Origin of the sequence: Bifidobacterium saguinibicoloris (assembly GCF_019331725.1) — a bacterium.
GTDB lineage: Bacteria > Actinomycetota > Actinomycetes > Actinomycetales > Bifidobacteriaceae > Bifidobacterium > Bifidobacterium saguinibicoloris.
Genome location: NZ_JAHBBF010000005.1, coordinates 58,734 through 83,361 on the forward strand (window position 1 = coordinate 58,734; position 24,628 = coordinate 83,361).

The 24,628-nt window shown below is 64.8% G+C and carries 18 protein-coding genes; 5 read left to right on the top strand and 13 right to left on the bottom strand.

Annotation, left to right across the window (positions count from 1 at the left end; genetic code table 11):
- Window positions 1-258: 258 nt before the first annotated feature.
- The 6 genes from ileS to KIH78_RS04925 all read right to left on the bottom strand — a co-directional run bounded on the left by ileS (window position 259) and on the right by KIH78_RS04925 (window position 11,463).
- Window positions 259-3,555, bottom strand: a complete 3,297-nt coding sequence (gene ileS, locus KIH78_RS04900; RefSeq protein ID WP_219131505.1) for a mupirocin-resistant isoleucine--tRNA ligase — start codon at window positions 3,553-3,555, stop codon at window positions 259-261.
- Window positions 3,556-4,061: 506 nt separating this feature from the next.
- Window positions 4,062-5,045 carry a nucleoside hydrolase gene (locus KIH78_RS04905; RefSeq protein WP_219131506.1) on the bottom strand — a complete coding sequence of 328 codons (984 nt, stop codon included), beginning with the start codon at window positions 5,043-5,045 and terminating at the stop codon, window positions 4,062-4,064.
- Between the two features lie 44 nt (window positions 5,046-5,089).
- Window positions 5,090-8,545 carry an AAA family ATPase gene (locus KIH78_RS04910; RefSeq protein ID WP_219131507.1) on the bottom strand — a complete coding sequence of 1,152 codons (3,456 nt, stop codon included), beginning with the start codon at window positions 8,543-8,545 and terminating at the stop codon, window positions 5,090-5,092.
- A gap of 3 nt (window positions 8,546-8,548) precedes the next feature.
- Window positions 8,549-9,886, bottom strand: coding sequence for a metallophosphoesterase family protein (locus KIH78_RS04915; protein ID WP_219131508.1), 1,338 nt, complete (start codon window positions 9,884-9,886; stop codon window positions 8,549-8,551).
- Between the two features lie 202 nt (window positions 9,887-10,088).
- Window positions 10,089-10,574: a hypothetical protein gene (locus tag KIH78_RS04920; RefSeq protein ID WP_219131509.1), complete on the bottom strand. Its 486-nt coding sequence runs from the start codon at window positions 10,572-10,574 to the stop codon at window positions 10,089-10,091.
- A gap of 52 nt (window positions 10,575-10,626) precedes the next feature.
- On the bottom strand, window positions 10,627-11,463 hold the full coding sequence (locus KIH78_RS04925) for a hypothetical protein (protein ID WP_219131510.1): 837 nt from the start codon (window positions 11,461-11,463) through the stop codon (window positions 10,627-10,629).
- 203 nt (window positions 11,464-11,666) lie between these two features.
- Between KIH78_RS04925 and KIH78_RS04930 the strand changes: the two genes are divergently transcribed.
- The 4 genes from KIH78_RS04930 to KIH78_RS04945 all read left to right on the top strand — a co-directional run bounded on the left by KIH78_RS04930 (window position 11,667) and on the right by KIH78_RS04945 (window position 15,354).
- A complete protein-coding gene (locus KIH78_RS04930) occupies window positions 11,667-12,737 on the top strand; it encodes a hypothetical protein (protein ID WP_219131511.1) in 1,071 nt (356 codons plus the stop codon).
- 5 nt (window positions 12,738-12,742) lie between these two features.
- Window positions 12,743-13,711 carry a hypothetical protein gene (locus KIH78_RS04935; RefSeq protein ID WP_219131512.1) on the top strand — a complete coding sequence of 323 codons (969 nt, stop codon included), beginning with the start codon at window positions 12,743-12,745 and terminating at the stop codon, window positions 13,709-13,711.
- A gap of 30 nt (window positions 13,712-13,741) precedes the next feature.
- Complete coding sequence (locus tag KIH78_RS04940) at window positions 13,742-14,614, top strand: ImmA/IrrE family metallo-endopeptidase (protein ID WP_219131513.1); 873 nt, start codon at window positions 13,742-13,744, stop codon at window positions 14,612-14,614.
- Between the two features lie 125 nt (window positions 14,615-14,739).
- Complete coding sequence (locus KIH78_RS04945; protein ID WP_219131514.1) at window positions 14,740-15,354, top strand: sugar O-acetyltransferase; 615 nt, start codon at window positions 14,740-14,742, stop codon at window positions 15,352-15,354.
- A 79-nt stretch (window positions 15,355-15,433) separates the two neighbouring features.
- On the opposite strand, the gene KIH78_RS04950 is transcribed toward KIH78_RS04945, so the two are convergent.
- From KIH78_RS04950 to KIH78_RS04975, 6 genes are all read right to left on the bottom strand, one after another.
- A complete protein-coding gene (locus KIH78_RS04950; protein ID WP_219131515.1) occupies window positions 15,434-15,919 on the bottom strand; it encodes a GNAT family N-acetyltransferase in 486 nt (161 codons plus the stop codon).
- Window positions 15,920-15,924: 5 nt separating this feature from the next.
- A complete protein-coding gene (mfd, locus tag KIH78_RS04955) occupies window positions 15,925-19,497 on the bottom strand; it encodes a transcription-repair coupling factor (RefSeq protein ID WP_219131516.1) in 3,573 nt (1,190 codons plus the stop codon).
- Complete coding sequence (gene pth, locus KIH78_RS04960) at window positions 19,487-20,086, bottom strand: aminoacyl-tRNA hydrolase (protein WP_214315161.1); 600 nt, start codon at window positions 20,084-20,086, stop codon at window positions 19,487-19,489. The genes mfd and pth overlap by 11 nt, the downstream gene beginning before the upstream one ends.
- Window positions 20,087-20,188: 102 nt before the next feature.
- Complete coding sequence (locus KIH78_RS04965) at window positions 20,189-20,623, bottom strand: PIN domain-containing protein (RefSeq protein ID WP_214315162.1); 435 nt, start codon at window positions 20,621-20,623, stop codon at window positions 20,189-20,191.
- Complete coding sequence (locus KIH78_RS04970) at window positions 20,620-20,931, bottom strand: type II toxin-antitoxin system RelB/DinJ family antitoxin (protein ID WP_214315163.1); 312 nt, start codon at window positions 20,929-20,931, stop codon at window positions 20,620-20,622. Before KIH78_RS04970 ends, KIH78_RS04965 begins: the two co-directional genes overlap by 4 nt.
- A 146-nt stretch (window positions 20,932-21,077) precedes the next feature.
- Window positions 21,078-21,590: a GNAT family N-acetyltransferase gene (locus tag KIH78_RS04975; RefSeq protein ID WP_219131517.1), complete on the bottom strand. Its 513-nt coding sequence runs from the start codon at window positions 21,588-21,590 to the stop codon at window positions 21,078-21,080.
- 197 nt (window positions 21,591-21,787) lie between these two features.
- Between KIH78_RS04975 and KIH78_RS04980 the strand changes: the two genes are divergently transcribed.
- The gene (locus KIH78_RS04980) at window positions 21,788-23,212 is read left to right on the top strand and encodes a lanthionine synthetase LanC family protein (protein ID WP_219131518.1); all 1,425 of its coding nucleotides are present in this window, start codon (window positions 21,788-21,790) and stop codon (window positions 23,210-23,212) included.
- Between the two features lie 45 nt (window positions 23,213-23,257).
- Here KIH78_RS04980 and KIH78_RS04985 read toward each other — a convergent pair whose 3' ends face one another.
- The gene (locus tag KIH78_RS04985; protein ID WP_219131519.1) at window positions 23,258-24,550 is read right to left on the bottom strand and encodes a citrate synthase; all 1,293 of its coding nucleotides are present in this window, start codon (window positions 24,548-24,550) and stop codon (window positions 23,258-23,260) included.
- Window positions 24,551-24,628 lie beyond the last annotated feature (78 nt).

Here is a 24,628-nt window from a genome sequence, read left to right on the forward strand (position 1 = left end):
CCAGAGTACGCCGAGACGAGCGCGACGATACGTGACACCCATCATCGACCTCCTTGCTGCTGCCTTGTGCGCGGCGTTGGATTCAGTATAAAGATGCCCCAAGCAACCGGTAAATATCTACCGGAAAAGCCCAAACAAAAATCCGGATGCCCTGTCTCCAGGACATCCGGATTTCTCAACATCGGCTCAATCAAGCCAATCTATCGGCGTGTCGCACGTGTCACGCACGCGCTGCGATCATCACCGCAATCGCAAGCCTCACGCCTTCTCGACCTCGGCGGCAAGCTCCTCGCCCGAGACCACGTCGAACGTGTCGGCCTTGGTTTCGGCGGCGATCAGGTCGCGGAACTGCTCGACCTTGGCGACGGCGTCGGCCGGCACGGTGAGCTTCAGCGCGATGCGGTCGGCCACGTCGAAGCCGGCGGACTTGCGGGCGTCCTGCACCACGCGGATCGCGTCGCGGGCGTAGCCTTCGGCCTCGAGCTCCGGCGTCAAGGCGGTGTCGAGGATCACGAAGCCACCGGTCGGCAGCGCGGCGGACACGGACACGGCCTCTTCGGCGGCGTCCTTCTCCTCCACGCGGTTGATGAGCTCGTATTCGCCATCCTCAAGCGCGATATCGCCCGAAGGCGTCTCGACGACGGGAGCGCCGGTCGCCGCATCCACATGCCACGCACCGGACTTGGACGCCTTGATCGCGAACTGGACGTCCTTGCGCAGACGCTTGCCGGCGACGCGCGCGTTGACGCGCAGCTCGTGCACGATCTTGAGCCCCTGCGAGGCGGCGTCCTCGAGCGTGCAGAACTCCACGTCCTTCACGTTGAGCTCGCTCTTGAGCACTTCGGCGTAGGCGCGCACGGCGTCCACGTCCTCCGCCACCACGGTGAGCTTGGACAGCGGCTGGCGCACGCGGATCTTCGCGGCCTTGCGCAGCGAGAGGGTGCCGGAGACGACCTCGCGCACCTTCTCCATCGCGGCGACGAGCGACGGATCGTCGACGAGCACGCGCCCCAGTTCGGTGTCCTCGCCGGTCTTCGCGTCCACCACGAACGGCCAGTCGGCCAGGTGCACGGACTCACCGCCGGTCAGGCCGCGCCACACGGATTCGGCCTCCATCGGGGCGAGCGGCGCGAGCACGCGCATGAACGCCTCGAGCACGGTGTACAGCGTGTTGAACGCGTTCTCATCCTTGGCGAGGAAGCGGTCGCGGCTGTTGCGGATGTACCAGTTGGTGAGCACGTCGATGAAGTCGGAGACGGCATCGCACGCGTCGGAGATCGCGAACTCGTCGAGGGACTTCTCGGCGGCGAGCACGAGACGGCGGGTACGGGCCAGCAGGTAACGGTCCATCTCCTGCAGGGCGGCCACTTCGTCGGCACGCAACTGACGCGCGTCGTAGCCGGCGGCGTTCGCGTACAGGGTGAAGAAGTAGTAGGAGCTCCACACGGGCAGCATGACCTGACGGACCGTGTCGCGGATGCCTTCGGCGGTGACGATGAGGTTGCCGCCGCGCAGGATCGGGGACGACATGAGGAACCAGCGCATCGCGTCGGAACCGTACTTGTCGAACACGCCGTTCACGTCCGGGTAGTTGCGCAGATGCTTGGACATCTTCTGTCCGTCGGAGCCGAGGACGATGCCGTGGCAGATCACGTTCTTGAACGCCGGACGGTCGAACAGCGCGGTCGCCATGACATGCAGCAGGTAGAACCAGCCGCGGGTCTGGCCGATGTATTCGACGATGTAGTCGGCCGGGAAGTGCTGTTCGAACTTCTCCTTGTTCTCGAACGGATAGTGGAACTGCGCGAACGACATGGAGCCGGATTCGAACCAGCAGTCGAGCACGTCGCTGATGCGGTGCATCGTGGACTTGCCGGTCGGGTCGTCCGGGTTCGGACGGGTGAGGTTGTCGATCCACGGACGGTGCATGTTGATGTTGCCGTCCTTGTCGCGCGGGTAGTCGCCGAAGTCACGCTTCAGCTCCTCGAGCGAACCGTACACGTCGACGCGCGGGTGCTTCGGGTCGTCGGACACCCACACCGGGATCGGGGAGCCCCAGAAGCGGTTGCGGGAGATGGACCAGTCGCGCGCGTTGGCGAGCCACTTGCCGAACTGGCCATCCTTCACGTTCTCCGGGATCCAGTTGATCTGCTGGTTGAGTTCGAGCAGACGCGGCTTGATCTTGGTGACGGACACGAACCAGGAGCTCACCGGCTTGTAGATGAGCGGCGTGGCGCAGCGCCAGCAGTGCGGATAGGAGTGGACGTAGCTCTTCTCCTGGAAGAGGATGGCGCGGTGCTCCTCCGGAATCTCGGCGAGCGGGCCGGACTGGTTGCGCAGGTCGCGCAGGATCGGCTTGTTCGCGTCGAACACGAAGAGGCCCTCGTACTCCGGGCACTGCGCGGTGAAGCGGCAGCCTTCGTCGAGCACGTCGGTGCTCTTGATGCCCTTGGCGTTGAGCGTGTTCATATCGTCCTCGCCGTAGGGGGCCTGGTGGACAAGGCCGGTGCCCTCGACGGTGTCGACGTAGTCGGCGGTGAAGATGGTGTAGCCGTTCGGGCCGGGCACGTTGCCTTCGGTCTCGGCCTTCTCGCCGGCGAAGTACGGGAAGACCGGCCAGTAGCGGCGGCCCTCCAGCTCGGAGCCCTTGAGTTCGCGCACGATCTCGTAGTTCTCGCCGAGCTCCTTCTCGTAGTGCGGCAGCAGGGCCTTGCCGAAGTAGAACTTCTTGCCCGCGTACTTGCCTTCGGTGGGCTTGACCTCGACGTAGTCGATGTCTGCGCCGACGACGATGGCGAAGTTGGTGGGCACGGTCCACGGGGTGGTGGTCCAGAACACGGCGTACGCGTCCTCGTCACGCATCTTGACGGCGATGGAGACGGTGGTGTCCTGACGGTCCTGGTACACGTCGGCGTCCATGCGCAGCTCGTGCGCAGAAAGCGGCGTACGGTCCTTCGGGCAGTACGGCAGCACGCGGTAACCCTGGTAGGCGAGGCCCTTGTCGTACAGCTGCTTGAACGCCCACATCACGGATTCCATGTACGGGATGTTCAGCGTCTTGTAGCCGTGCTCGAAGTCGACCCAGCGGGCCTGGCGGTGCACGTAGTCCTGCCATTCGCGCGTGTACTTGAGGACGGAGGCGCGGCAGGCGTCGTTGAACTTGTCGATGCCCATCTTCTCGATCTGGTCGACCGAGTCGATGCCGAGCTCCTTCTGCGCTTCGAGTTCGGCGGGCAGGCCGTGCGTGTCCCAGCCGAACACGCGGTTGACCTTGCGGCCTTTCATGGTCTGGTAGCGCGGGATGACGTCCTTCGCGTAGCCGGTCAACAGGTGGCCGTAGTGCGGCAGGCCGTTCGCGAACGGCGGGCCGTCGAAGAACACGAACTCGTTCTGGCTGTGGTCGCCGGAGGGGTTGCGTTCGACGGACTTGTTGAAGGTGTCGTCCTTGTCCCAGTAGTCCAGGACGGTCTCCTCCATGTGGGGGAAGCTGGGGTTCGGCGCGACGTGCGCGGTTTCGCCGCCCTCGTTCGCCTTCGGGTATACGTTTTCGCTCACCGTTGTTCTCCTCGGTGTTCTGTGTGCTCTGGTCCACCGTGGGCGGCATCGGTCCGTGGACGTCGAAGGCGCGTTCCGCGCGCCGGCCGTGATCGGAGTGGTCTTCCCGCGGCCGGAGCCTTCATGCTCCTTCGGCGCGACGTTCCGTCGTCGCTCCCGGCTACGAGGACGATGCCCGCCTCACGACGTTCCCGTCGTTTCGGCTTGGCACCGCGGTACCACCTCGCTTGTCGCATGCGTCTGGTCTCCCGGACGTGCGACCGCTTGAGTTCGGCTGTGTCGGGCCGATCCCGTCGGTTCTACTGGGTGCGGGACGCATGTGGTTGCGCGTCGCACCGTTCTTCCGAAGGCTCCCCGCTGATGACGGATCGTCGCCTTGACTTCGGTTCGCATCGTAGCACGCCGCATGCCCGGCGCAAGACGCGTCTCAGGCGCGGCACCTCGATTCGCCGGTTGCGCCGGGCGTAACGCCGGACGCAACACCGACGCTCATCCGTGCCGTCCGTCTACCGCTCCCCTGCCGCGACGGTGCCGACGCGCGTTGTGAATTCGTCGAGGAACCGCGGCACGTCCACTCCGACGGCCGCGTCGACGGTCTTTTCGGCGGTGTTGAGCCGGTCGTAGTCGCCGATGGTGCGCCCGCGCGTGGGCCCGTCCAGGTCGACTTTGAGGTTGATGGACAGTGTGGTGACGAGCGTGGGGTCGAGTGCGACGGCCACGGCGAGCGGGTCGTGCAGTCCGCAGCCGCCCATGCCGGGCGCGGTGACCGCGTATGCGCCGATGTAGTAGTCGGTCATGTCGGCGAGGAACCGGCCCGCCGGCGTGCCGGTCTCCCGCCAGCGTGCGGTCTCCCGTTTGGTGAGCAGGGTCTGCATGGTCACGTCGAGTCCGATCATGGTCACGTGCGCTCCGGAGCGGAAAATCCGGTCGGCGGCTTCCGGGTCCTGCGCGATGTTCGCCTCAGTCCACGCGTTCACGTTGCCGGGCACGGTGAGTGCGCCGCCCATCATGACGATGCCGCCGACGACCATGTCCTTGACGCGCGGTTCGCGTTCGAGCACGGCTGCGATGGTGGTCATCGCGCCGGTGGGCACGAGCGTGAGGTCCTCGCCGTATGTTTCGGCCGCGTCGATGATGAAGTCGATGGACGATTCGGTTTCGGCTTCGCGCGTGGGGTCCGGGATGTCGACTTCGCCGATGCCGTTGGTGCCGTGGATGAACGCGGAGCCGCGGCTCACGGTGAATGTGCCGTCGCCGCCGTTCGCCTTGTCGGCGGCGACGGGGTGGTCGACGCCCCGGTACACCTTGATTTCCGGATGTCCGAACAGTTCGGTGACGGCGAGCGCGTTGCGCACGCCCTGTGCGACGGTCACGTTGCCGTAGGTGCCGGTGATGCCGATGAGTTCGGCGTCGGGGCTGCCGAGCGCGTAGGCGATGGCGAGCGTGTCGTCGATGCCGGTGTCGAGGTCGAGGATGAGTTTGCGTGTCATGGCGTGTCCCTTTCCGCCGTCGGTTCCCGTTGCCGGCGTCGGTTTCAGGCTATCACCTCCAATCGGCTCTCCCCGTCCGGGGTGATGCGGCTGACGCTGATGCGTTCGGCGATCTGGTCCTTGAGCCAGTCGACGTGGGAGATGATGCCCACGTCGCGGGTGCGGCTGATGTGGCGCAGCATGTCCATCACGTCGGTGAGGTAGTCCTGCGAGAGGGTGCCGAAGCCTTCGTCGACGAACAGCGTGTCCATGCTGATGCCGCCGTTTTCCGCTTGGATGATGTCGGCGAGCGCGAGGGCGAGCGCGAGGGAGACGAAGAACGTCTCGCCGCCGGAGAGGGTTCCGGGGTTGCGTTCCTGTTCGTTGCGCCGGTCGAACACGGTGATGTCGAGTCCGGTCTTCTTGATGCCGGTGGTGGAGGGAGTGTCCTTGAGCCGCAGTTCGTAGACGCCGCCTTGGATGTCGCTCAGGAGTTCGTTGGCGCGGTCGAGCACGTCGCGGAACCGTTCGGTGACGGCGTAGGTGATGAGCGTGAGCCGGTTGGCTGCGCCCGACGCGCTTTTGTCGCCGTTGGCGAGGGCGGCCATGCGCTCAATGGGCGCGAATCGTGCGGTCTGCTCCGCCCATTGGCCGGCGAGGTGCTCCATCGTCTCGGCTTGTCTCCTCCACCTTTGCGCGAGTTCGGAGAGCGTTCCGACGCGGCGGCCGGTTTCGTCGGCGTGCCGCTGGGCTTCCTGTACGGAGGCCTCCAATGCGGTCATGTCGATGGCGGCGATCGCCTTCCCCAGTGATGTCGGTTCGCCGGCGTCGGTGTATGCCACCGGCATGCCTCGCGGAACGGCTGTGGGAGCCGTCTCCGGTTCTTTCACTGCTTCCGGTCCTTCCGCCGACCGGCTTGGCATGGCCGTGGCCTGCGCCATGGAGCGTGCTCCTGCCATGTCATCGGCGTATCCGGCGAGGCCGAATGCGAACAGATTCTCCTTGTCTGCGCCGGCGATGGTGTCCCGCAGTTCGTCGCGCGATCTGGCGAGGTTGGCCTCGGCTGCGTGCAGCGCATCCTCGTGGCGGCGGATGCGCTGTTGGAGCGTGGCACGCTCCCGTTCGTCCAGTCCGGCTGCGACGGCTTCGTCGATGGCGGTGAAATGCTCGCTCTCGTCGAGGACCTGATCGAGTTTCGCCTTGGATTCGGCGGTGGTGCGCGCCGCAGCGTCCGCTTGGGCTTGGGCTTGCGTGTGACGACGTTCCGTTTCGGCTCGTTCGTCGATGGCTTGCTTGAGGCGTTGCGCCTCCTGCTTCGCCTGCGTGGCCGCGTCCAGCTGTGCTTGGGCGGCGGCGCGCTCCGCCGCCACCGTCGCCGTGGTGTGGCCTTCGGCTTGTGCGGTCGCTTCCTTCGCGTTCCTGCCGGCTTCCTCGGCTTTCGTCTCGGCGACGGCGAGCGCGGCCTGGGTCTGACGCGCAGCCTCCGTGGCGGTGGCGATGCGTTGTTGGATGCCGCGGAGTTCCTCACGTCGTTCGCGCGCCTCGTCAAGTGCTTTGATGGCGGTTTCGAGTTCTGTGATGCGGCTGCGCGCCTGTCCGATGTCGAGGCCTTCGCCACGTTCCCGTTGCGATTCGAGGTCCCGTTCGGCGTCGCGCAATGCGGTTCGCGCCTGCTCCGCCTTGGCTTGCTTGACGGTGACGCGTTGCTTCAGCTCGTCGAGTTCCTTGGCGTCTGCCACGTTGTCGGGTACGGTCGCGGGATGGGGATGGTCGATGCTGCCGCACACCGGACAGGGTTCGCCGTCTTCGAGCGAGGCCGCGTATTGGGCGGCTCCCGATTGTCTGATGGCGGCTTCGGCGTTGTCCAGGGTGCGCTGCGCGGCCTGATGCGCGGCTTCCGCTTCGTCGCGCGAGGTTTCGAGCGCGGACATGCCCGCCGTGAGCCGTTCGGCCTGCTGCACGTGGTCGAGCACCCGCTTGGCATGGTCGAGCTGGGCCGTGAGCCCTTGTTCGCCGCCCAGCTGTTCGGCGAGCCGCTGCAGTTCCTGTTCGACGGATTCCGAATCCGGCAGTGCCTCCATCGTCTGCCGTGCCTGTTCCGCCGTGGCGCGGGCTTCGGCGAGCGTCTGCTTCGCCTGCGCATGCCGTGCCTGTGCCTGTTCGGCGGCGTCGATGAGTTGTTCGTGCGCGTCGGCGCGTTCCATAGCGGCGCGGGCCGCCGCATCACCGGATGCTTCCTTCAGCGCGTGTTCGAGACGGCGTTCGAGTTCGTCCCGGCTGGTCATCCGTTCCAGCTGCCGCTGCAGTTCCTCGGATTGTTCGGCGAGGTTCCGCGCTCTGGCCTGCGCCGACGCGTATTCGTGGTCGAGGTCGATGATCGGCTGCGCTTCGACGGCGCGGGACAGGTTGCGGCGGTCTTGCCCGATGCTCTCCTCATTCGCCTTGATGTTGAGGAGGGCTTGGGTGTCGCGCCGCTCGCGCTCCGCCCCGCCGCGCAATGCCGCGGCGTCCATATGACGTGTCCGCGCCCGGGCGAGTGTCCTCCCGGCCTGCGTGTTCGCCGCTTCGCCGTCATGGATCAGCGTGTCGCATTCGACGTCGACGCCGGTGACGACGCCGCACAGCGCCTCGCGTATCTCATCCGGTTCGCGTGCGGGATAGGCGAGTTTGCGGGCGTCCTCACGGTCCAGTCCCCATCGTGCGTTGGACAGAATCTCCAGATCGTTTCCGTCTGCATGCAGGCCACGTTCCTCGAGGATGCGCGCGGCGGTGGTTCTGGCGTCGGCGATGCCGCCGACGACGCGGATGCCGTCCTGATCCATTCTGGTTTTCATGGCTTTGCGGCGTTCAGCGAGTTCGTTCTGGATGTCCTCGTAGACGGTCGCGCCGAACAGGTTCTCGACGAGTTCGGTGCGTTTCTCGGGGGTCAGCGACAGGAACATGGCGAACTGGCCTTGCGCGAGCATGATGGTGCGCGAAAACTGTTCACGGTTCAATCCGATGATCCGCGTGATCTCCGGGCGTACGTCTCCGGCGCGTGCGATGATCGCCTCGGCGTGCCCGGCGCCTTCCGCATAGGTGAAATAACGTTCCGGATCGTTGGCCGGCTCGTCGATCAATGCGGCGATGCCGCGGTCGATTCTCATGAGCTTGCCGGTGGCGTTGCGCGGCGTGACGCCTTCCCCACGGGCTTTCGGCTGGTCGTATTTCGGCGTGCGGCGCACCTCGTAGTAGTCGTCGCCGGATTGGAAGATCAGGTCGACGTAGGTTTCGGCACGGCTGCCTGCGAGGAACCGGGAGCGGACGCGCTGACCGTCGCCGCCCGCGTCGAGCGTGTCCTTCTCGTTGCCGGAGATGTTGCCGTACAGGGCGAACGTCAGACAGTCGAGGATCGTGGTCTTGCCGGCGCCGGTCTCCCCATCGATGAGGAACATGCCGGAACGGGTCAGCGCAGTGAAATCGATGGCGTATTCGCCTTTGTAGGGTCCGAATCCTTGGAATTTCATGGCAATGAGTTTCATTGTTCAGCCTTCCTTCTCCGCGGCTTCGACGGCGATGCCGACGGCATCGCCTGCACCGTTGCCGCCGGCGTATTCGGCGTGCTTCGTCCGCACGGCGCTCACCGCCGATTCCAACACCTTCCGTTCCTCTTCACTGGGCTCCCGGCCGAGTTGATGCCGCACGAACTGGTCGAGCACGTCCATTTCCGAGGTCGCCTTGCGCAGGTCGACGGCACGCCGCCTGATCGCCTCGTCACGACGCTCGTACTTGATGGTCTTCTCCAGGGCATGCGCGTACCGGTCGTCGATCTTCTGGTAGATCCCTTTGGGGAATTCGGCGACATGCACGGTGGCTGACACCCAGTCGTCGTGATGCCGGTCGGCGAGATCACCCAGGATCTCGTCCACTGTGCCGTCCAGCCGCACGAACGCGGGTTCACCGGATTCCACGTCCACCGTGCGGATGTTCTCCACGCCATGATCGGAGACGTCGAACAGCACCACGCTTTTGCCGTTGCCCTCCACCGGCGGCGTGCGGCTTTCGGAGAACGAATAGGCGAGCAGCGATCCGCTGTAGCGGGCCTGCGGCGTGCGGTCGAAGTGGAACATGGTCTCTTCGGCAGGCGGGTCGGGCACATTCACCCGCTGTGGGCGATGCAGGTGGCCAAGCGCCAGATAATCGAGCCCGCTGTGGGAGAAGATGCCTGCCGGCACGCTGTCGACGCCGCCCACGGCGATGCCGCGTTCGGAATCGCTGGACGCGGCTCCGGAGACGAACGTGTGCGCCATGAGCACGGCGGCGAGGCCCGGAGCGACCGCACGCCGTTCGGCGAGATCGCGGGTGACGAGTTCCAAGGCGGCGCGCATCATGCCCTCATGCGAACGCGGGATGCGATAGTCGACGCCCGCCTGCTTCAGCAGCAGCTGGAGCGCGGGACGCGACGCGTCCGGATCGAGGTACGGGAGCGCGTATACGGCGAGCTCCTCGCCGTCACGCGTGACCATCACCGGTTCCGCGATGGAATCGACCTCACAACGCAGGTGCACGTTCGGACGCATCGCACCGGAGCCGACGCCGAGACGGTCCGCGGAATCATGGTTGCCGGGCGTGACGACGATCTCCAACGGCCGCCCGTCGACTTCAAGCAAGGCGAGCCGGTCGAGCACCGCACCGAACAGACGGACCGACTCGCCGGACGGCGTGGACAGGTCGTACACGTCGCCGGACACGCACAGCACGTCCACATGCTCGCGTTCAATCACGCCGATCAGCCATTCCAACGCCCTGCGCTGGTAGTCGAGCAGACTGACGCCTTTGAATCTGCGCCCGATATGCCAGTCGGAGGTGTGCAGCACTCTCATATCGGCTCCTTTCATTCCACTGGGAGACCACTCGTCACGCCGATGCGCCGAGCGACCACCGTTCCGTTGCTTCATCCACCGTAACCGGACAATCATCGGCCGGTAGATATGTACCGGTTTTTCGCGTCATCGGGTTTCCATCGGACGGCATACGGCGTGTCGCACGTGATGGGAGCAATGTTCCGGATGCTTTTCCACCGAGTCATTCGCCGATGCGTCCCCAATCCTGCAGGGCGAAGCGGGGTGGAATCTCGCCGTTGTTCACGTAACGGTCGATCTCCCACTCCTGCGGGCAGCGGGCCATGACGTCGGCGAGATAGCCGATATTGATCGCGAAGTGGCGCGGACAGTAGTAGAAGGTCTCCACGCTCGTGGCGCCAGGGTCCTTCGAAAGCGCTTTGATATAGTATTCCGGCGTCTCACGGCAGCCGTAGTCACTGTTGCGTTCCGTGTCGTACAGGTCGGCGAAGTCGTCGTCCTCGTCGGTGTAGCCGCCGTACTCGTAGACGCAGTGGGGGCGGCCGTCATCGCCGTCGTCCTCGTCGTCGACGGGTGGCAGACCGATGTCGTCGTGCTTGAACTCGTCGAGTAGATCATCCAGGTACAGCACGCCCGGCAGCAGCAGTCCGGGCTTCGCCGCCATCGGCAGGTTCATCGCCGTCAAGGCGCTCATCGTGGTCATCATCATTCCCTTTTCCATGTCCTTGCCACTTACGATTCATGCGTCTTCGCGGTACGGTTCACGCGTTCCGCCGGTCGTCGTCACGCGTCACCTCGCGCAGGGTTGCGACGGCGGCACGTTCCTTGGCGAACGCAGACGTGTCACGCAGGGCGACGAGCCGTCGCAGTTCCCCGCTCCACGTGTCGATGTCCGCACGCAGTTGCGTGTCGGTGTAGCCGGTCTCGGATTCGTAGCGTTCATGCCCGTTGAGACTGTGGTAGCCGTTTGCGGGGTCATGCTCCACGCCGGTGTCCGCATCGATCGGACGGATGCGGATGGTCATCGCATCCTCCTCTCCCACGATGAGTTCGATGACGGTGCCGACGAATGCGGGCAGCACGATGCCGGTCGTGTGCTCGATGACCGCGAAGCTTCCGCGCAGCGATTCGTCCGGATCGTCGGTGAGCAGGCCGTCGCGGCACGCGACGTCCAGGTCGAGCACGTCCCACAGCTTGTCCGCGTGCGTAGTGACCGGCGAATCCGGCATGCCCGGCATCGCCTCGCGGAAGCCGATCTTCGCCAACGGCGACGTGACGCCGTTGCATAGGCGATACGCGAGGTAGCGCATGTTGAACTGGCCCCGCGCCGGCGTACGATCGTCCGTGACCACGCATCCGAGCGTGTCGGTGATGGTGAACGGTTCGATCCACTTGCCGCACCACTCGCCGTTCCCGTCCTGAGGGAACCGGAAGTAGGCCACGTCGAACCTGAGCGGCGTCTCGCGGACGCGTACCCTGAGCAGTCGCTGCACCTGGAGCGCGTTGCCCGGATAGCAGAGTTTGATGCGCGCCAGCCTGCGGTTCGTCCCTGTGGGAATCGGGTGGAAGTGCTTGTTCTTCGACATGTCCAACAGCATGGTGACCGTTCCTTTCCTACCTACCGGCGATTCGGCTCTTCCGGACCATTCGTGCGTTCTGCACATCTCAACCGGACAAGAGACGAAAACATGCGACACGCCTCGTTCTTCGCTGTTTCTCGAAGAGAACGCACGTTGTCCGGTTGAACTGTGTGTCCGGCGGGAGACGGCGGACGGCGGGATTCGTCACGACGAGCACGACGATGGAAGGTGACGCGATGAGGGAGGCTCCTCAGGCACGACGGGCGGAACGACCGAAGGCGACACGGTTCCTTCCCGACGGCAAGCCACTCATGCGGGCGGTAGACTGGGCGGCAGTCACACCTGTGCAAGGAGGCGGCATGTCCAGGCGGAAGAAGGGCACGGACGACTGGGATAAATCGAAGACCCGTTACTATATCGACGAATATTTCGGAGAGACCCGGCATAAGCCGAAACGCCAGTTCGGGCCGAAAGCGATCGGCTTCATCGCCGCGCGGATTCAGGCAGGGTATAACAAGTACGGTCCCACGCTGCCGGAAGGCGCTCCGACGTCACCCGACGACTGCATGAACGCGTTCTGGGAGAAGAAAGCCGCTTATCTGCACAAGAAGATGCACACCAGCGGGATGAGGAGCGATCAATCGTTCGAATCTTGCGTGACCAAGACCATCAACGGATGGTTCCTCAACCTGTACGCGGAAACCGTTTCCGGCAGAATGCGCGAGGTGGTCCGCGGCCGTCTCAGCAAAGCCAAGGACCGGTTCACCAACGACAATCCCCAACACTACTGGGGCCTGGTCGAAGGACCGGACACCCCGTCCGCAGCACGCGAGATGGACCTGCACAAGGTCGTCTCGCAATATCCCATCGACATCGATCTCGAAAGACTGATGGACCCCAACCGCAAACGCAACGTCAATTATGGCGCAACCGGTCAGATGGAGAATCTGCTGGCGGGCGTGCTCGAAGCCGCCGACGGCACGCTGCCGCTCGATGTGCTGTTCCATCTCGTCCAATACCGTCTGCCGATGCTGGCGGAAACCACACTGGTCGATATCACGGATGAGGACGGCAATCCGATGGACATCGCCGACGACGCCACTTCCGCGGAGGATATCGTCATCGAGGCGTCGGTCGACGACGCACGTGAACGGCAGATCAGGTACATCCTCTCACTCCTCGAAGAACACGAACATGATCGGCAATGGGTACGCCGATACATCAGCAAACACCTGGAAGTACGCAGAATGCTTCTCGACCTCGGCATCGACCCGGACGAACGGAAGGCCTGATTACCATGAACAATGCACAGTCCTTTACCGAGCTGCTCGGCATGTACGACCAGCTGAAAGACACCGACACGGAGCTCATCATGCCCAGCGGCGATGATGTCGACTCCCCCGAACGCATCGAACGCCAACTGGCCGAAGGAGTGAAGCGCGGCCAACTGTGGATCGCCGACCAAGGCGACGATTCCCTGTACGTGCTCGTCGCGGAGGTGAACGACGATCCGCGCATGGCGACCGTCATCCCCCTGTCGAACGATCTGCATAGCGAGACCGACGATTCGCTCGTCGTCGGCAACACGCCGTTGGACATCGAGATGGTCGCTTGGCCCGGTCTGCAGGCCATCATCCCGGTCCGGCTGCTCTACAAACCGTTGAAGGAGTTTCCCGAGAGTGCCGTCAAGGCCATCGAGCACGACGACCTGCGGTTCGCGAAGAAGACCGACGCGATCCGCCGCGGCCACGACAACGAGGAGCGCGACTCCCCGTTCGTGGAGAACCGGGAGGACATCACCGCGATTCTGCTCAAATGGCATGCCATGTGCTTCGATCTGCCGAAACTGCATGAGGAGGATGAGGATGCGGAGGCTTCCATGACCCCGGAACGTGGCACGTATGCCAAGGCGCTGATCACCGTGCTCCAGCTGCCGTTCGATCAGGTGGACGACGTGCTGGACGGCGTGGTCCCGTTGACGGATGAGCAACGTGCCAGTCTTGCCGACGCCGGCGTGCAGGTGCCGGACGCACCGAAACGCACGTTCCATCTGCCCGCCGATCTTCTGGTCGAAGTGGAACAGCCGGCCTGGCGCCGGGATGCGGACGAGTACGCGCATCGCATGGACGGGGACGCCCGCGTCAATCTGGCACAGGACGCGTTCACGCTTGCGGCACGTCCGAATGGTTACGGTCGTGCAGCCTGGCGCGGAGCATTGCAGGATGCCTACCGCAATCGTCTTGCCGAAAACGACGATCTGGACTGACAACAGCCGGAAAGGAGGGGAACGAGCGACATGGCCAAGCTGTCACGGAAGTGGGTCGTCCGGCAGGCGGACCGGATGCTTGCCGTTGCGCACGAAAGGCATCCGGACACCTTCCTCAAGGATTGTCTTCATGATCCGATGAAGGACATACCCCTGCATTGGAGCGATGAAATCACCATCACAACCTCCAAGGCGTCGTCTGAGGAACGGAACAGCACTACCGGCGAATGCGTCTCTGGATTTTGCCTGCCACAGCACAAGACAGCGGACGGCAAGGCCTTCATCGAGGTGCATACCGTTTTCTATCCCAGAGACTGTTTCACCATTCTCCACGAGCTCGGACACCACCTGCAGAACTCGGACATCGATCTCTTCTGCGCCCTACGCGCCCTTGACGACAAGGCGGATCAGAAACGCGCCGAGGAGGCGGCATGCAACATGTTCGCTTCCAAAGCGTTGATGCCCGATTCACTGATTCCGGAATTGGGCACCCACCGTTGGGATGCCACAGCGGTGGACCGCCTCTTCCATCTCGTCAAGGCATCGCGCGCAGCGACGGCGATACGGATCGCCGGCCTGTTGCCGCCGGGCGCGTGGGTCACGTTCATCGACCAATACGGCCGCCCGAAACTGCGCGCGTACTCGGACGGCCACACCGAATACGACGGCATCGAGATCATGCCGGCGGAACAGCTGGTGCTGGATGCGTTCGACGACCGACGTAGGGAACCGTTCAGGAAGTGTCGCCCCGGCGAACACCGTAACGAAATGACCGTTTGCATTACGGACCTCGACAAACCCTGTATCCCGAGCACGCCGCCCGAACACTGCACGCGTATCAGCGTCGCCCTGTCGCCCATGTCGAAAAGCGGCACTTGCACGTTCATCATGGGAGGCCACTGAGGACGGGGCATGCAGCTGCACCGACCCCGCGTCCACGCCACCCACAGACACCACAAATCAACACAAACGCTAGGATGGGTGGGTACGTTTCTTTCCGACGATTCCATCGAACGACGAGGTGACCGATGACCGTTCCGCAGCGTGTGCTCGACATCATGCACTCCCCCGACCTGTACCTGTGCGGGGACCCGGAAATGGACGAGGCACAGCATGAGCAGATGCGTCTGCTGCACCGGCTCAACGCGAGCGAGCCGTGCAGCGAGGAGCGCGACCGGCTGCTGCACGAGTTCTTCGGCGAGGTGGGCGAGGGCGCGTGGATCGAGCTGCCCGTGCACGCGAACTGGGGGTGCAACACGCATTGGGGCGCGCACAGCTATGCGAACTTCAACCTCACGTTGGTGGACGACGGCGAGATCTTCATCGGCGAACATGTGATGATCGGCCCGAACGTGACAATCGCCACCACCGGGCATCCAATCCGCCCGGACCTGCGCGAGCGGGCGGCCCAGTTCTCCGCGCCCGTGCATATCGGACGCAACGCATGGCTGGGCGCGAACGTGACGGTGATGCCGGGTGTGACGATCGGCGAGAACACGGTGGTGGGCGCATGCAGTCTGGTGACTCACGACCTTCCGGCGAACGTGGTGGCGTTCGGCACGCCGTGCCGCGTGGTGAGGGAGATCGGCGAGAAGGACCGCGACTTCTACCGTCCCGGCATGCGCATCCCGGAAGGCGTCTGACGGGCCGTCGGCCGTTTCGGCACGCCGACCCGTCCGACGGCCCCATATCTTGCACTCCGACCCGTCCCGACGCCCTGCCCTACAGGATCGTCTCCATGCCCACCTTGTAGGGCTTCAACCCCATGGCCTCGTAGAACGCCTGTGCGCCGGGGTTGCACGACCACACGTTGAGGGTGACGTTGTAGCAGCCGCTCGCCTTGGCGAAGTCGATGACGTGATGGTAGACGGCGGTGCCCACGTGCTTGCCACGAGCGGCCTCGTCGACGCAGATGTCGTCGATGTACAGAGTCGTGATGTCCGTCAACACATGGTTGCCGGGGTGACGCTGGAACACGCAGAACGCATAGCCGTAGAGGGTCGCGTCATCGGCGTCGGCGAACGCGCCGAAGACCGGGCTTTCGTCGTCGGCGACGATCGACGCGAGCTCGTCGTCGGTGTATTTGGTGGCGTTGGGTTTGAACAGGTCGGGCCTGCCGTTGTGGTGAACGTCGGCGACCTGACGCAGCAGACGGTGGAGTTCAGGGATGTCGCGCTTCTCGGCGCGGCGGATGTGCATGTCGTTCATGGCGTTCACCTGCCTTTCGCCTTCGGGGTCCACGCCAGGTCGTTCAACAGGTCGCTGACCCAGTCCATGACCTGTTCGCCGGGCATGGGCTTGTCGCCGAGGGACCCGGCGAACGGCGTAGGGATGATCATCTGGTGGGTGACCGGACGGTACTGGAATCCCTTGTAGATGCGCGACATGCGCATGAGCATGGATTCCGGCGGGTCGACGCGGCCCACGCGCAGACGATTCGACTGCGCGAGGATCTCGGAGATGCCGAGCTTCCTCGCCTTGAACTTCAGGCGGGCCACGCCGAAGAGCATCTCGAACTCCTCGGGCAACGGGCCGTAACGATCGACGAGCTCCTCGGCGAGGTCCTTGAGGTCCTGCTCGTTCCGCGCGGAGGCGAGCTTGCGGTACGCTTCGAGACGCAGCTTGTCGGAGTCGATGTAGGAGACGGGGATGGACGCCTCGACCGGCAGGTCGATGGACACGTTCACCGGCTCGGCCGCCTTGTCCGGCTCCTTGTAGGCTTCGACGGCCTCGGAGACCATGCGCACGTACAGGTCGAAGCCGACGCCTTCGATGTGTCCGGACTGCTGGTCGCCGAGCAGGTTGCCGGTGCCCCTGAGCTCCAGGTCCTTCATCGCCACGTCGAAGCCGCTACCCAACGCCGTGTTCTGCGCGATGGTGGCGAGCCTGTCGTGCGACTGCTGGGTCATCGTCTTGCTCGGGTCGTACAGGAAGTACGCGTACGCGCGTTCGCGGCCGCGGCCCACGCGTCCGCGCAGCTGGTGGAGCTGCGAGAGGCCGAATCGGTCGGCGTGGTCCACGATGAGCGTGTTGGCGTTGGAGATATCGAGGCCTGTCTCGATGATCGTGGTGCAGACGAGCACATCGATGTCGCGGTGCCAGAAGTCGCGGATGATCTGGTCGAGCTGCTTCTCGCCCATCTTGCCGTGCGCGATGCCGACCTTCGCCTCCGGCACGAGCGTGTGGATCTTCTCGGCGACGCGTGCGATGTCCTCGACGCGGTTGTGCACGTAGAACACCTGTCCTCCGCGCAGCAGTTCGCGGCGTACTGCCGCGGTGACCTGCGCGTCCTCGTACGCGCCCACGTACGTCAGCACCGGCAGGCGGTCCTCCGGGGGCGTGGCGAGCGTGGACATCTCGCGGATGCCGGTCACGGCCATCTCGAGCGTGCGCGGGATCGGCGTGGCGGAGAGGGAGAGCACGTCCACGTTGGTGCGCAGCGCCTTCAGCGTCTCCTTGTGTTCGACGCCGAAACGCTGCTCCTCGTCGATGATGACGAGGCCGAGGTCCTTGAACTTGATCTTCGGGTTGAGAAGCTTGTGCGTGCCGATGACCACGTCGACGCCGCCTGAAGCGAGCCCCTCGATGGTCTCCTTGATCTCCTTGGGCTTCTGGAAGCGGCTCATCGCCTTGACGGTGACGGGGAAGCCCTCGTAGCGTTCGGTGAACGTTTCATAGTGCTGCTGGACGAGCAGCGTGGTGGGCACGAGCACGGCCACCTGCTTGCCGTCCTGGATGGCCTTGAACGCGGCGCGCACCGCGATCTCGGTCTTACCGAAGCCGACGTCGCCGCAGATGAGGCGGTCCATGGGGCGCGGCTGCTCCATGTCGTGCTTGACCTCGTCGATGGTGGTGAGCTGGTCGGGCGTCTCCTGGTACGGGAACGCGTCCTCCAGCTCCTTCTGCCACGGGGTGTCCGGGCTGAACGCGAAACCGGGCGTGCGCTGGCGGGCCGAGTACAGTTTGACCAGGTCGTCGGCGATCTCCTTGACGTGTTTGCGCGCCTTCGCCTTGGTGGCGGCCCAGTCGGAGCCGCCGAGCTTGTTGAGTTTCGGCGCTTCGGCGCCGATGTATTTGCTGACCTGGTCGAGCTGGTCGGTGGGGATGAACAGTTTGTCCGCGGGCGCGCCGCGTTTGCTCGGCGCGTATTCGATGACGAGGTATTCGCGTGTGGTCCGGTTCGCGCCGGTGCCGATGGTGCGTTGGCGCATTTCGACGAAGCGGCCGATGCCGTGCTGTTCGTGCACGACGTAGTCGCCCGCCTTGAGTTCCATCAGGTCGATGGCCTTGCGGCGGCGTTTCGGCGTCTTGACGACGCCGACGGCGGACGTGCGTCCGGTGAGGTCGCGTTCGGTGAGCAGGGCGACGTGCGCGGCCTTGTCGACGAAGCCGTCGATGGCCTGGGAGCGGATGACGTCGAACCGGGTGATGCCTGTCTCGTTGACTGCGCGTTTGAGACGTGCGAGCGTGCCTTTCGCCCCGGCGGTGACGGTCACGTGGTATCCGGCGTCGATGAGGCCTTCGATGCCGGCGGCGGCCTTCGATTCGTCGCCGCGGTATTCGGCCGGGTTCTGCGCGTCGATGCGCACGTGTCCGGGACGGTTTTCGTCCACGGAGAATCCGGTCAGGTCGATGACGTCGTGGCCGGTCAGGTGCAGCGAGCGCACGGTCTCCTCGAAGTCGAGGAAGTTGGCCGTGTCGAAGGTGATGGGGGCGCCGGCGCCGTGTCCGGAGGCGGCGACGTGCCAGCTGGCGGCGAGGAACTCGTTCGCCGTCTTGGCGAGGTCCTCGGCGGAGCGGCGCAGCTTCTCCGGATCGGACAGGAGGATGACGGCGTCCTTCGGCAGCATGGACAAGACGGGTTCCATGTCGTCGATGAGCGCGGGCATGAGGGATTCCATGCCTTCCACAGGGATGGCGTCGGCGATGGAGGCGAGCATGTCCTCGGCGTTGGGGATGGAGCCGATGAGCGACTTGGCGCGGGCGCGGACCTTGTCGGTGAGCTGCAGTTCGCGGCAGGGCGTGGCCCAGATGGTCCGGATGCCGTCGCCGTACGTGCGCTGGTCGGAGGCGTGGAACTCCCTGATCTGGTCGATTTCGTCGCCGAAGAATTCGATGCGCACCGGGTGCGGCGCGGTGGGCGGGAACACGTCGAGGATACCGCCGCGCACCGCGAATTCGCCGCGGTCCATGACGAGGTCGACGCGCGTGTACGCGTTTTCGACGAGTCGTTTCGACGCCTCGTCGAGCGGCAGGTCCTCGCTTTGGGTGAAGACGAGCGGTTCGACGTCCGCGAGGCCGGCGACGACCGGCTGGATGAGGGAGCGCACCGGCATGACGAGCATGCGGATGGGACCGAACATCGGGTCCGTGGCGCTTGGATGCTTCAGTCTCCGGAACACGGCCATGCGGCTGGCGACGGTGTCGGCGCGCGGGCTCAGCCGTTCGTGCGGCAGCGTCTCCCACGCCTCGAGCTGGGCGATGTCGCCCGGATCGCCGTCGTACCAGGAGCGCAGGGCGCCGACGGTCTCCTCGGCCTCGCGGCCGGAGGCGACGACGAGCACGACGGGTCGGGCCGGCTTGCCATCCACACCTTGGGCGATTGCCGCGGCCAAAGCGGGGCGGACGCCTTCGGGCGCGCCGACGACGACGGAGCCGTCGATGTCGTCGGTCTCGTCGACGTCGCCCGTCGCGACCCTACGGAAGGCAGGATCGTGCAGAAGCGCGTCGAGAACGCCGGCGAGCGCGCCGTTCACCGGGTCGGAGCCGGTCGTCTCAGCGGCCATTGAACTTCTCCTGGGTCTTGGCGAGTCCGTTGAAGATGATGTCCTCGGCGGCGTCGGCGCCGTCGGCGAGGAAGTCGGGCAGCTGCTTGCGCTGGTCGGGGCCGAAGCCGCCGAGCACCCAGTTGATGGTGTTGTCGTGCGCGTTGGCGCCGCGGCGCGCATGACCCACGCCCATGCGCACGCGCGCGTACTTGGGTGTGTTCAGGGAGCGGTCGATGGATTTGATGCCGTTGTGGCCGCCGGCGGAGCCGCCCGCCTTGACCTTGATGCGGCCGAAGTCGAGGTCCATGTCGTCGTGGATGACCACGATGTGGTCGGGCTGGATCTGGTAGTAGGCGCTGATGGAGGCGACCGCGTTGCCGGATTCGTTCATGTAGGTGAGCGGCTTGGCGAGGAAGAACTTCACGTTGCGGCTGTTGAGGTTCATCACGCCCTTGCCGAGCATGGCGAGCCCCTTGTGGTCGGCGAAGTGGACCGACCAGCGTTCGGCGAGCACGTCCGCCGTCATGAAGCCCATGTTGTGCCGGGTGTCCTCATACTTCTTGCCGGGGTTGCCGAGGCCCACGATCAGCCAGAAATCCGATGCCATATGCGTTGCTCCTTACTGCGCCTTACTCGTTTTCGACCGAACAGATTGTACCCACCGACGCCGTCAACATCCGTTCCCCGCCGCCTCCGCCGTCTGGGACCTTCACGTCTTCCGCCCTTCGGCAAGCAACGAACGGCATCGCACCGCATCCATCGCCGGCACTTTGGCATGACGGAACGCTGCCGCATCCCTGGTGACGATGACGTCGGCGGCATTGTCCTCGGCGATGGCGCGAACAAGCCCGTCCTCGAAATCCGGTTCATCGGATTCGTAGGACATACGGGCGTGACGCGCCAGCAACGGGCATACGTCGAACAGTTCCATCAGCGTGCCGATGTCCTTGCGGGCGTCCCGTTCGTCACCGTAATGACGCCGCAGCACGTAATAGACGTCGTTGAGCGACGACACCGCGATCAGAAGCTCCACATCGGCCCGGGAAGCGCAATCCAGAAGCAGATCCACGCACTGGCCGTGGAACGGGACTCGGGCGTCGTTGCAGAAGTCCAGCAGCACATTGGTGTCGAGCAGCAGCTTCATGCCGCTCCCTCCCCGAACCTGGCCATACGTTCACGCGCGAGCAGCTCCTCGTCGGAGGTCCCGTCCTTCACCGCCGGCAGATGCCGATTGGCGAAATATTCGATGATCTCCAGTTTCCGCCGACGCTCGCGCTCTTCCATCAGGGCAAGCGTCGCCTTCTCGAACTCGGGCAGCTCACCCGTATCGGCCATATAGTCGGTCAGGTCCCGTATCAGATCCGAATACGTGCGCCCGTTACGCTTCAGCACCTTCTCGGCGTCGCGCTTCCTGTCGGCATCGACACGCGCCGTCACCATCGCCGTGGTCATGCGCATCACCTCCGGAACCAAGTCGTATTACAGTAATACAACTATCGCCGAAGAGCGGGACAGCACATCCCCAGCCTCCCTGATCGCACTCCTCCCCGGAACCCGCTCATCCAATCCTGTATCGCATTCCATGCAGGACTTCTTGGTCACAGGTCCAGATACCAGTAGGACATGTCGTGCATCATGCCGGTCGCGTCGGTGGCGGCGGCGGGCAGAAGGCCGAACCGGCTGAAGCCGAACCGGCGCATCAGGGCCGTGGAGCCGTCGTTGTCGGCGAAGATCACGCCGATGACCTTGCGCATGCCGCGTCCACGCGCCTCGTCGAGAAGCCGACCCAGCAGGAACGTCCCCACTCCCCTGCGACGCCAGGCGGGCGCGATGTAGTACGCGAGGTCGGTCACACCGTCGTATCCGGCACGGTCGTAGAACACGGACAGCGCGCCGAACGCCACCACCTCGCGGACGCCCGCGTCGGACTCGGCTTCGACGACGAACACACCGTACGGAGGCTCATGGGATTCCACCCATGCACGGCGCTGCTCCTGCGTGCGCGGCGTCAGGTCGGCGGTGGATCCGCCCTCCACCACGGACGCGTTGTAGATGTCGGTGATGGCGGGCAGATCCCGCACCCCCGCGGCTCTAAACAGGTAATCGAACATGAAACCAAAGCATATCAACGGTTTTGAACGCCATATAAACAGAAGGTATGCGACGCGCGGCCACGGCGCCTCCATGCCGCTGTACATTCGGGAGCACGACGCGCGGAAGGGCGCGGGCCGAAGCCATCGGCCCGCGGGACGTCGACCGATCGTCCACGCGCGAACCACCCGAACCCACCTGAAAGAAGGCACACGCTATGACCGACACGGCATCCAGCGGCTACGACGAATACCACGATCCGAAATACGCCTACGTACCCGGCGGCGCGTACCCGACGCTCGAGGCGAGGACGCCGGACGACTACCTCGCGTCGGCGCTGCGCGCGGAACGCTACATCGCCTCCCGGCAGTGCGAGGACGCGGACGGACTCCACTGGACGCCGGACGAGGAGGGCGACAACGTCTGCCTCACCCTCTACGCCGGCTCGGCCGGACTGGCGTTCCTCTACAGCCAGCTCGCCCGCATCACCGGGAACGACGACTACCGGGACATCGCCATCCGGGCCGCCAGGCACGTCGCCGCGCACTGGAAGGACATCGTCGGCGTGCACACCCATGTGTTCACGCACGACACCAGCACCATGCCCAGCTACGAGGTGGCCGAGGTGGGCGCCGCCGCCGAGGTGCTGCTCGACCTGGGCGAACGCTATGACGTCCCGGACCTCGTCGAGGCGGCGAAGACCATCGGCCATTGGTACGCGGACACCGCGCAGCGGGACGGGCACGGCGCGTACTGGACCGGCACCACCCCGCTCACCTTCGACGGCGGCGTCATCCTCTATCTCATCCGTCTGGCGCGCAGCGTCCACGAGGAATGGCTGGACACGCTGCTGCGCGACGCCGCCGAATGGTTCCTCGCCCAAGGCGACCCGGCCGGCGAAGACGGGCTTAAGTTCAACGGCTACAAGACGTTCCGCACCTACGAGACGCTGAACTTCGCGTACGGCACGTCCGGCTCCGGCTACCTGCTCACGCTCCTGTACGACGCGCTCGGCGACGAACGCTACCTCGAGGCGGCGAAGGCGTGCGAACGCTACCTCGCCACGCAGTTCATCCCGCAGGAGAAGGGCGCGCTGCTGCCCTACCTGCTGAACGGCGACGAACCCACGTTCTACTATCTGGGCCACTGCCACGGCCCGGCCGGCACGTCGAAGTTCTACTACCGACTGTATGAGGAGACCGGCGACGAACGGTACCTCAAGGTCATCGAGGACATGGTGGACGGCCTGGAATCCTGGGGCGCGCCGGAACACATGTCCAAGGGCCTGTGGAATACGCCGAACCAGTGCTGCGGCGTGGCGGGCCTCGCGCAGTTCTTCATCGGCCTGTACGCGGCGGACGTGAACGGGCACCGCGCACGCTGGAAGAAGCTCGCCGAACGCACCGCGGCCGTGCTGCTCGGCTGGGAGTACCAACGCCCGGACGGCTCCTCCGACTGGCCCGTGGCATGGCGCCGCGTCTGCCCGCAGGACATCGGACCACGCATCGGCCTGATCGACGGCACCGCCGGCGTGGCCGCCGTGCTGCTGCAGCTGTACACGCTCGAGCACGGCGAATACGAGTGGCCGCGCTTCGTCAACGATCCGTTCCCCGCACGCGCCGTCACCACGTTCAAGGAGTAACGTCCGCACGGGTAGGGCGGCCGCGCGGACGGCGGCAGCCCTACCCTACCGCTCGTCCATCGGCACGTAGTCACGTTCCGTGGCACCGGTGTACACCTGACGCGGACGGCCGATCTTCGTGGCCGGATCGGCCAGCATCTCACGGTATTGGGCGATCCAGCCAGGGATGCGGCCCAACGCGAACAATGTGGTGAACATGGCCGGATCGAAGCCGATGGCACGGTAGATGAGCCCGGTGTAGAAATCGACGTTCGGGTAAAGGTGACGCTCCACGAAGTACTCGTCGTGCAGCGCGATGTCCTCCAGTTCGATGGCCACGTCGAACAGGGCGCGCTCGTCCGCCGGCAGCTTGATGGTGTCCTCGCGGTCCATGATCTTCTGCAGGTACTTCTTGGCGATGGCGGCGCGCGGATCGTACGACTTGTACACGCGGTGGCCCAGACCGGAGATGCGGTGGCCCTCGCGCTTCGCGTCCTCGACGAACTCGCGCACCGACTTGCCGGAATCGCGGATCGCCTTCAACTGACGCAGCACGGCCTCGTTCGCACCGCCGTGCAACGGACCGGACAGGGCGTTCACGCCGGCGGCGACCGCCGAATACAGGTTGGCGTGCGCGGAGCCGGCGATGCGCACCACGGACGTGGAGCAGTTCTGCTCATGGTCGGCGTGGATGATGAGCAGACGGCCCAGCGCGTGCACGTACAGCGGATCGGATTCGAACGGCTCGTACGGCACGGCGAAGCACATCCTCAGAAAATCGTCCACGTAGCCGCGCGCGTAGTCCGGGTAGAGCATCGGCTCGTCACGCCGGCGACGGAAGATGTAGGAGACGATGGTGCGTACCTTCGCCATGATGATGATGGCGGATTCGTCGAGCTGGTCGGAGTCGGTGATGTCCGTGGTGTCCGGGTAGAAGGTGGCAAGCGCGTTGACGGCGGAGGCGAGCACGCTCATCGGATGCGCGGTGCGCGGGAACGAGCCCATGAACGTGCGGAAGTCCTCGCCCACCATGGTGCGGTGGTTGATGTCGGAGACGAACTTCTCGTACTGCTCCTTGTTGGGCAGTTCGCCGTGGCGCAGCAGCCAGGAGACCTCGAGGAAGTCGGATTCCTCGCACAGCTGCTCGATGGGATAGCCGCGGTAGCGCAGGATGGAGTGCTGGCCGTCGATGTATGTGATCTTCGATTCGCATTGCGCGGTGGTGAGGAATCCCGGGTCGAGCGTGACCCAACCGTCGTTGCGCAGCTTGGAGACCACGATGCCGTCGGGGCCGGCCGAGGCCTTCACCACCGGCAACGTGTATTTGCTATCGTCCACATTCAGCTGTGCTGTGGCCATGGATACCTCGTTCCTGTCAAGTGTTGCCGGTCACATTAGACCGCCTGTGTTACCGCCACGGGTTCATGGTCGATACGC